This window comes from Sporosarcina sp. ACRSM (assembly GCF_022346545.1).
In the GTDB taxonomy this organism is placed as follows: Bacteria; Bacillota; Bacilli; order Bacillales_A; family Planococcaceae; genus Sporosarcina.
Map to the genome: position 1 here is coordinate 384,030 of NZ_JAKRNU010000002.1, position 7,980 is coordinate 392,009.

Genomic DNA, 7,980 nt, shown 5'->3' on the forward strand with positions numbered 1-7,980 from the left:
ACTTCCCTATTCAGTTATGCGCTAGATCCATTCCTCAAAACGTTATGATTTTATTTATTTTTCCGGATAATTATGAATAAAGCAAGACAACATTTTCATCTTTCATTGTTTTGCGTCATAACCAGTCCTACAAAATGAAAGTCACCTATCCGATGAGCCGGTAGATGACTACTCCTTAGTACATGTCGATTATTTTTCTCTTAATCTCGTTTCCGATGCACTAAGAGTTCCCCCTATACCATTAGCAGTTTTGTTCGATACAAAGCTACCTTGCTTTAAAGGTCCGGATTTGTTGATGGAACTGGATTGTGCCAAGCTCATATTCTTAGTTTCCGGAGCCATGAAAAGAGAAATTAAAAATCCTAGGAAAAGCAAACCACCACAAATATATAGCGTAGCGGCCAAACCAAAATTCCCCAAAAAGAACGGAAAGACAAACGTTCCAATCGCAGAGGCAAAACGAGTCACTCCTGTGATAAAACCCATTGCTGTACCGCGAATATGAGTTGGAAAGAGCTCATTCGGATAGATCCATTGATGGGCTCCCATCGCCGTATTAAACGTCCCATAGACTATAAAGAGCAATAGGATTAGACTAAATGGTGTATTCAATCCAGAGGTTGCTCCAAGTACGATTAAAGCGATTCCAGATATTAAAAATGGCAAGATGAGCGTAGGTCTCCTTCCATATTTTTCAACTAAATAAAGAGCAGGAAGTAAGCCGATAAGATAGACTATATTAATGATTGCTGATCCAAGATATTCTCTGGAACCATCAGCAAAACCAAATTGTGCAAGGATTTCAGGGATATAGGTTCCTATACCAAAAGTAGGTATGACTGAAAGCGACCAGAAAGCCGACACAAAAAATATCCATTTTCCATATCCATTTCGGAACATATCCAAAAAGGTGGTTTTCTTCTGTGCCTTTGGTTCGTTCGACATGATGACATGTTCCCCGAATATTTTCTGAACAAGAGCGTTTGCTTCTTTTTCTTTTCCTTTGCTAGCCAGCCAAAGCGGAGATTCCGGCATATTTAAACGTGCCAAAAGCATGATGGCTACTGGAACCGCACTGCTTGCAAGCATCCATCTCCAGCTCGTATCACCTAACGAGAGCAACAAGTAACCGACCAAAAAGGAACTGGCGTAACCGACATACCAAAATCCATTAAGTCCTCCAAGTAAAGAACCTCGATTTTTTTTCGGTGAAAATTCTGCCATCAATGCTCCTGCAATTGGGTAATCTGCCCCGATTGCAATCCCTAAAATAAATCGTAAAAGTACCAACTGACTAGGATCATTGATATAAAACTGAAGAATAGACACAATAAGCATGACAAGCATATCAATGAGAAACATTGTTTTCCGACCAATAATGTCTGTGAGATAGCCGCCTATTATCCCACCTACAAACATACCCGCTAGAGTTGCCATCCCTATTAGGCCCGTCATGGTCACAGATAAATCAAACTGGGTATGCATGACAGAAAGTGCTACCGCTATAATCCCGATAATATACCCATCTATGAATGTACTTCCACTGGCGTAGGCAAATATTTTATAATGGAATCTGTTTATGGGCAGATCTTCCATTGTTCGAACCTTATTCATAAACTTCTCCCCCAATTATTAAAGTGATTTTTTCGATTCAGCTTATTGGTAAGCGTTTACATTATTTGAGGTTACAGTCTTTTTCCATACGACATCCGCCAGCCTACAGGAGATGGTACAGGCAACCGTTGCCGATCGAATAGCGAATGGTTCGATTGGCAACGGTTGCCTTATCCTATTCAATTAGCGGGAGTTCTCTGTAGCTGCCGCTTCGCTTTCAGTACAAAACATTTGCTGAATGAAGAGTAAACTATGCTTAATCAATTACGCCTTGGCGTAATTGCGTCCAGATTTTGAATTGCGCTTTCTCATGGCTGGTGCCTTAGCCTGAGTTCCTCTAATCAGCAGGAAGTTTGGACTCCCCTTTAGAAATGCATTCTGGCATTCATCTCACCACTTATGGAAGTGGGGACTTCTGCTGAATCAACTTAACTAGAAATCAAGACCTCGAGTTTCCTCTCTTTTTGTGATCCGTCAAATTCAAAATCTAGTAGGCTGTTAATATTTTGGGCTGCGGTGAATCCTGTTTGAATGGCTGTTTCAGTATATAGCGTGCCTAAATAATCGCCTGCTAAGAACAACCGCCCCGCAGATTTTGTTAAAATGGGCTGTATTTTTTCACGTCCTGGAAAAATATAAGCGGATCCTAGTGGAAATTTATTGACTTGAGCCTCCACTACATGATCACTAAAACCAGGAAAAATTTCATTTAAATCTTTCAAATATACTTGGATAATTTCCTCATCCGTTTTATCAAGTAGTCGTCGCCCACTTTCCCCCGGTGAAAAAGTCATTATACTGCTGCCTGGTTGCCTCTTCGTTTCCATTGAACGGACTAGATTAGATTGATGAAGAATAATGTCGAATGACCTTTTAGGCGTAGCAAAGGCATATACATCATCCCAAACTTGAGGCCCTATTTCATTCGTTAAAAATGCAGCACTGACATGTGGACCATAGGTAACTTGACCAAGAGCATCTGCGATTTCTGGGTCAATGTTTACCGCTATTTTTTTGGTAATTGGAGCAGGCGTTGCAAGGACCGCATAATGCGCTTCCTCCACGTGCTCCACGCCGTGTTGTAGATAGCGTACGGCAACTGAATCTTCTCTCTGAAGAACCTCTACCACTTGTGCATTGAGTTGAACTCGTTCACCTAATGTTGTTGCAATCGTGTTCGTCAGCGTCGAAGGACCCCCAACAATATTTCTCGATAACCCTTCACTCTTGTCCCATATCAAGTTGAAGTATCCCACACCAGATCCAGCTGTCATTGTCTCCGGACTGCCAGTCGAACGGCTGACGGTTGGTCTAAAAATCGCATCTGCGTCTGGCGGTAATTTACCCGTAAATTCGGCAAACGTTCGATCACTCATAAATTCTAACACTCGTTGTTGTTGAACTCGGTAGTCTTCCGCCGGACGTTTTTTTGCTATTTTGCTATACTTGACGACAGCTGCACGCACTTTAGCACCTGCGCGTATCATCGCAAATCTAGACTTCCATGACATCGGGACCCTAAATGGATAGAATTCAACTCGCCCCCCTAACAGCAACTTTCCATTCAGATGCATGGCGGATAAAATTCCGGGTACAGGTAATGCAGTTGTCCCAACCGATTGAAATAATTCATCTGTAGCTGAACCAGCTCCCGCATAGAGATGTCCGCCCCAATTTAACCAATAATCTCCCCGGCGTTCAGATCGTACACGCCCACCTACCCGATTATCGGATTCTAAAAGTAAAATATCATGGTGTTTCAGGCGCCAGGCAGCAGACAAACCAGCCAGTCCGCCGCCTATGATAATGACATCTTTCATTCGATTTCCTCCCATCCCTTGTGCATTTACTTAGTTGAGTTGTTTCAATCTTAGTTCCCCTAATTCACTTAAGACTGCTTTAATCTTTGATTTGTAATTTTCGGAAGCAGATACGAGTGGCAATCTACTCGATCCACCTGGTAATCCTAGTGCTTCCAGGCCAGCCTTCACTGTTCCCGGAATCGTTTCTTCTTCAATGACATTATATAAAGCCATCAGTTCCTGATTTAATGTAGTTGCTTCTTTTAAATTGTTTTCATTCACGATCAGATCATAGAGTTTTGCCAGTTTCTTCGGAGCCAAGTTATGGACCACTCCAATAGCACCTTGTCCCCCTAATGCCAATGTAGGTAGGATTAAATGTTCAAATCCTGTCAATACCGCAAAGTTTGGATTATCTTTTGTCAATGCAAGCAGTTTGGAAGTGTGCTGTCCGTCCGCCGTATTTTTAATGCCGACAATGCCCTCTATTTGACTGATTTCATGAATCAATTCCGGATCAAGTTCAACGCCCGTCGCATCCGGATAATGATAAATAACAATTCCAATGTTTGTGCTTTCAGCTACCGCCTTGTAATGATCAATAATTCCTTGTCTACTTGTTGTCATGTAATAAGGATTAATAACCAAAGCAGAAGTCGCACCCACTTCAACCGCATATTGCGTCAGGTTGATTGTATCTGCTGTACGATGACATCCTGTTCCCGCCATAACCGGTACTCTACCGTTTGCTGTTTCACACACAAATTTAATGACTTCTTTTCGTTCTTCCATGCTCATTAGTGAGTATTCTCCAGTACTTCCTCCCACTAAGAGACCGTGCATGCCCCCATCTATCAAGTGTTCGATCAGTTGTTCAAGCCCCTTAAAGTCAATACTGTTATCTTCATTCAAAGGTGTTGGTAAAGCCGGAATCATTCCAAATGGTTTATACATAGTTATCCCCCTCATAATTGTGATTAAATGTATAAAAAATTCAAAAATTACTTTCGTTTAATATTTACATAGACACTTTTCACTTCTGTATAGTTCTCCAAGCCATATTCTCCGCCCATTTCGCGTCCAATACCTGATTGTTTGTATCCGCCGAACGGCATCGTCTCCCACTCAAGACCAACGTCGTTAATCCAAACCGTTCCCGCTTGTAGTTTATGAGTAATATAATGACCCGTTTTTATATTCTCTGTCCAAACACTAGCAGCTAAACCATAATCGCTATCATTAGCCCTTTTAATGACTTCTTCAACCGTATCAAAAACCAAAATAGACATAACTGGGCCGAAGATCTCTTCACGTGCGATCGTCATGTCATCTTCTACATCTGCAAAGATCGTTGGTTGGACGAAATAACCTTTATCAAATGTTTTTTCATCTGTCACAAGACGCGCACCTTCTTTTTTTCCTTGCTCAATGTAGCGAAGAACTGCTTGTTGCTGTTTCGCCGAAACGAGAGGACCCATCTCTGTTTCCGGATCCAAACCTAGACCTAGTTTCAACTTGTTCACACGTTCCGCCAATGCTTGTACTACTCGTTCATAATGTTTGCGGTGAACGTAGATTCGTGTACATGCACTACAGTTTTGTCCATGGTTGTACATTGTGCCGTTAAATGCCCCTTCAATTGCTTCCTCTAAATTGGCGTCTTCTAAGATGATTGCAGGTGATTTACCACCTAGTTCGAGCGTGACGCCTTTGATTTGATCCGCAGCTTTCTTCATGACTTCTTTTCCGACAGCTGTTGATCCTGTGAATGACACTTTGTCCACTTGCTCATGCGTGACAATTGCATCTCCAATTACACGACCAGCACCAGGTGTGATGTTAACAACACCGTCAGGAAAGCCAGCTTCTTTAAATAGTTTTGCTATATAAAGTAGCGTAAGCGGTGTTTCACTTGCCGGTTTAATCACAACTGTACAACCAACGGCTAAGGCGGAGCCTAGCTTCCAAGCAGCCATCAAGAGAGGGAAATTCCATGGAATGATTTGTCCTACAACCCCGACAGGTTCATGCGTCGTGTAACACACATAATCCGGTGATACTTGTGTCGTTTTTCCTTGTATTTTCGTTGCAAAACCCGAATAATATCTGAAATGTTGGATGGACCCTTCAATATCATCTGTTAAAGCGACATGATAGGGCTTCCCGTTATCTAGTGTCTCAAGTTGTGCAAGCTCTTCACGGTTCTCCTCCAAAAGATCAGCAAACTTGTAAAGAAGACGTGATCGTGTAGCCGCTTCCATTTCTGACCATTCACCTTCGTCAAACGCTTTTCTTGCAGCTTGAACGGCAATATCGATATCTTCCGTTTGCGCTTCACTCACTTGTGCAATGACTTCTTCGGTAGCAGGATTAATGACATCGAATGTTTTCCCACTAATCGCTGGCACGTATTCCCCGTTAATATAAAGACCTATACATTCATCCAAGAACTTTTCCACTTTCGGTTTTAATCGAAAATCAGTTGCCTCCATTTTATTTATCGCCCCTTTTCAATCTTTGATATTTTCAATTTCAAAACGATAAATAGTTCTATTTTTTCTAACTATTTATTAAATTGAATATTAGCATAAAAACGAATTGTTGTAAACCATTTTTTATAAAAGGGAACAAAATAATTCATTTAACCAATATTCTTAATACTGATATTCTGGGTAGAAGAAGATTTCAAGCGAAATAGAAAACCTTGTCTATGAAGGGATACCCTGCTTTTCTACGCATGTGTTGACTGCTATGTCAAAGGAGATAAATGTGCATAAAATTATTTTTCAAAATCAATTCAACCAGTTTCTCTACAATAAAAAAACACCTAAAACATTCAACAAAGTTTTAGATGACCTTTATTGTCGCGACATTTTCCCTCACAAACCTATTGACGGGGTTCGACAAGATATATTCTTACTTTGTAAAAATAAAAAAATATCCTATCAAGTTTATGAATAACTTGATAGGATATTTTTTCTTGTATGACCCCTACGGGATTCGAACCCGTGTTACCGCCGTGAAAGGGCGGTGTCTTAACCGCTTGACCAAGGGGCCATAAAAACATGGCGGAGAAGGAGGGATTCGAACCCTCGCACCGCTTACGCGATCTATGCCCTTAGCAGGGGCACCTCTTGAGCCACTTGAGTACTTCCCCGAGATTGGCTCCGCAGGTAGGATTCGAACCTACGACCGATCGGTTAACAGCCGATTGCTCTACCACTGAGCTACTGCGGAATGGTGGGCCTAAGTGGACTCGAACCACCGACCTCACGCTTATCAGGCGTGCGCTCTAACCAGCTGAGCTATAGGCCCTTGGAGCGGGTGAAGGGAATCGAACCCTCATCATCAGCTTGGAAGGCTGAGGTTTTACCACTAAACTACACCCGCATTATCATGGTGGCTCAGGACGGAATCGAACCGCCGACACAAGGATTTTCAGTCCTTTGCTCTACCGACTGAGCTACTGAGCCACATGTATGTATTTTTTAAAAATGGCGGTCCCGACCGGGATCGAACCGGCGATCTCCTGCGTGACAGGCAGGCATGTTAACCGCTACACCACGGGACCATTTGGTTGCGGGGGCAGGATTTGAACCTGCGACCTTCGGGTTATGAGCCCGACGAGCTACCACTGCTCCACCCCGCGATAATATTAATTCGTTTGTTCAGATTCACCATTTAACTTAAATGGCGGAGGAAGAGGGATTCGAACCCCCGCGGGCTTTAACACCCCTGTCGGTTTTCAAGACCGATCCCTTCAGCCAGGCTTGGGTATTCCTCCGTGAAATATAGTTACTGGTGGACCTTGCAGAACTCAAACCTACGACCGGACGGTTTATGAACCGTCTGCTCTAAAGAATTAAGCTAAAGATTCTTTAAGGTGGCGGCAGAGGGGATCGAACCCCCGACCTTACGGGTATGAACCGTACGCTCTAGCCAGCTGAGCTACGCCGCCAGGATTTTTATATAAATTTTGTTGGTGGAGCCTAGCGGGATCGAACCGCTGACCTCCTGCGTGCAAGGCAGGCGCTCTCCCAGCTGAGCTAAGGCCCCATGAGAAATGGTCGTGATATAGAATGATTTTGCCTCTGTGCCCTCTTGGTTTCAAACCGAGTGTTCTACCAAGCTGAGCTACTTCCCGAAATAATATTGATGGCGCGCCCGACAGGAGTCGAACCCATAACCTTCTGATCCGTAGTCAGACGCTCTATCCAATTGAGCTACGGGCGCTATACAATAATGAAAGTGCGGGTGAAGGGAGTCGAACCCCCACGCCCGAAGGCACTAGATCCTAAGTCTAGCGTGTCTGCCAGTTCCACCACACCCGCATTGTTTGCCACAACTTAACAAGTCGTGAAAATGGTGAGCCATGCAGGATTCGAACCTGCGACCCTCTGATTAAAAGTCAGATGCTCTACCGACTGAGCTAATGGCTCGAAAATGGTGCCGGCGAAAGGACTTGAACCCTCAACCTACTGATTACAAGTCAGTTGCTCTACCAATTGAGCTACACCGGCAAATAAATGGTGGAGGATGACGGGCTCGAACCGCCGACCCCCTG

General features: G+C 43.3%; 4 protein-coding genes and 16 tRNA genes. All 20 read right to left on the reverse strand.

Annotation, left to right across the window (positions count from 1 at the left end; genetic code table 11):
* Positions 1 to 189: 189 nt before the first annotated feature.
* The 20 genes from MHZ95_RS05655 to MHZ95_RS05750 all read right to left on the reverse strand — a co-directional run bounded on the left by MHZ95_RS05655 (position 190) and on the right by MHZ95_RS05750 (position 7,936).
* Positions 190 to 1,614, reverse strand: a complete 1,425-nt coding sequence (locus MHZ95_RS05655; protein ID WP_239389552.1) for an MFS transporter — start codon at positions 1,612 to 1,614, stop codon at positions 190 to 192.
* A gap of 428 nt (positions 1,615 to 2,042) precedes the next feature.
* A complete protein-coding gene (locus MHZ95_RS05660; protein ID WP_239389553.1) occupies positions 2,043 to 3,434 on the reverse strand; it encodes a flavin monoamine oxidase family protein in 1,392 nt (463 codons plus the stop codon).
* Between the two features lie 30 nt (positions 3,435 to 3,464).
* On the reverse strand, positions 3,465 to 4,370 hold the full coding sequence (gene dapA, locus MHZ95_RS05665; RefSeq protein WP_239389554.1) for a 4-hydroxy-tetrahydrodipicolinate synthase: 906 nt from the start codon (positions 4,368 to 4,370) through the stop codon (positions 3,465 to 3,467).
* 47 nt (positions 4,371 to 4,417) lie between these two features.
* Positions 4,418 to 5,908: an aldehyde dehydrogenase family protein gene (locus MHZ95_RS05670; protein ID WP_239389555.1), complete on the reverse strand. Its 1,491-nt coding sequence runs from the start codon at positions 5,906 to 5,908 to the stop codon at positions 4,418 to 4,420.
* A 493-nt stretch (positions 5,909 to 6,401) separates the two neighbouring features.
* Positions 6,402 to 6,473 (reverse strand) — tRNA-Glu (locus MHZ95_RS05675).
* A gap of 9 nt (positions 6,474 to 6,482) precedes the next feature.
* Positions 6,483 to 6,573: transfer RNA gene (locus tag MHZ95_RS05680), tRNA-Ser, on the reverse strand.
* 5 nt (positions 6,574 to 6,578) lie between these two features.
* Positions 6,579 to 6,653, reverse strand: a tRNA-Asn gene (locus MHZ95_RS05685).
* Position 6,654: 1 nt separating this feature from the next.
* A tRNA-Ile gene (locus MHZ95_RS05690) sits at positions 6,655 to 6,731 on the reverse strand.
* Position 6,732: 1 nt separating this feature from the next.
* A tRNA-Gly gene (locus MHZ95_RS05695) sits at positions 6,733 to 6,806 on the reverse strand.
* 7 nt (positions 6,807 to 6,813) lie between these two features.
* Positions 6,814 to 6,889 (reverse strand) — tRNA-Phe (locus tag MHZ95_RS05700).
* Positions 6,890 to 6,911: 22 nt separating this feature from the next.
* Positions 6,912 to 6,987, reverse strand: a tRNA-Asp gene (locus tag MHZ95_RS05705).
* A 3-nt stretch (positions 6,988 to 6,990) separates the two neighbouring features.
* A tRNA-Met gene (locus tag MHZ95_RS05710) sits at positions 6,991 to 7,065 on the reverse strand.
* A 42-nt stretch (positions 7,066 to 7,107) separates the two neighbouring features.
* Positions 7,108 to 7,200: transfer RNA gene (locus MHZ95_RS05715), tRNA-Ser, on the reverse strand.
* 15 nt (positions 7,201 to 7,215) lie between these two features.
* Positions 7,216 to 7,293: transfer RNA gene (locus tag MHZ95_RS05720), tRNA-OTHER, on the reverse strand.
* A gap of 7 nt (positions 7,294 to 7,300) precedes the next feature.
* Positions 7,301 to 7,374: transfer RNA gene (locus MHZ95_RS05725), tRNA-Met, on the reverse strand.
* 22 nt (positions 7,375 to 7,396) lie between these two features.
* Positions 7,397 to 7,472: transfer RNA gene (locus tag MHZ95_RS05730), tRNA-Ala, on the reverse strand.
* 100 nt (positions 7,473 to 7,572) lie between these two features.
* Positions 7,573 to 7,649, reverse strand: a tRNA-Arg gene (locus MHZ95_RS05735).
* 16 nt (positions 7,650 to 7,665) lie between these two features.
* Positions 7,666 to 7,747: transfer RNA gene (locus MHZ95_RS05740), tRNA-Leu, on the reverse strand.
* 32 nt (positions 7,748 to 7,779) lie between these two features.
* Positions 7,780 to 7,855: transfer RNA gene (locus MHZ95_RS05745), tRNA-Lys, on the reverse strand.
* 5 nt (positions 7,856 to 7,860) lie between these two features.
* Positions 7,861 to 7,936 (reverse strand) — tRNA-Thr (locus MHZ95_RS05750).
* Positions 7,937 to 7,980: the final 44 nt, after the last annotated feature.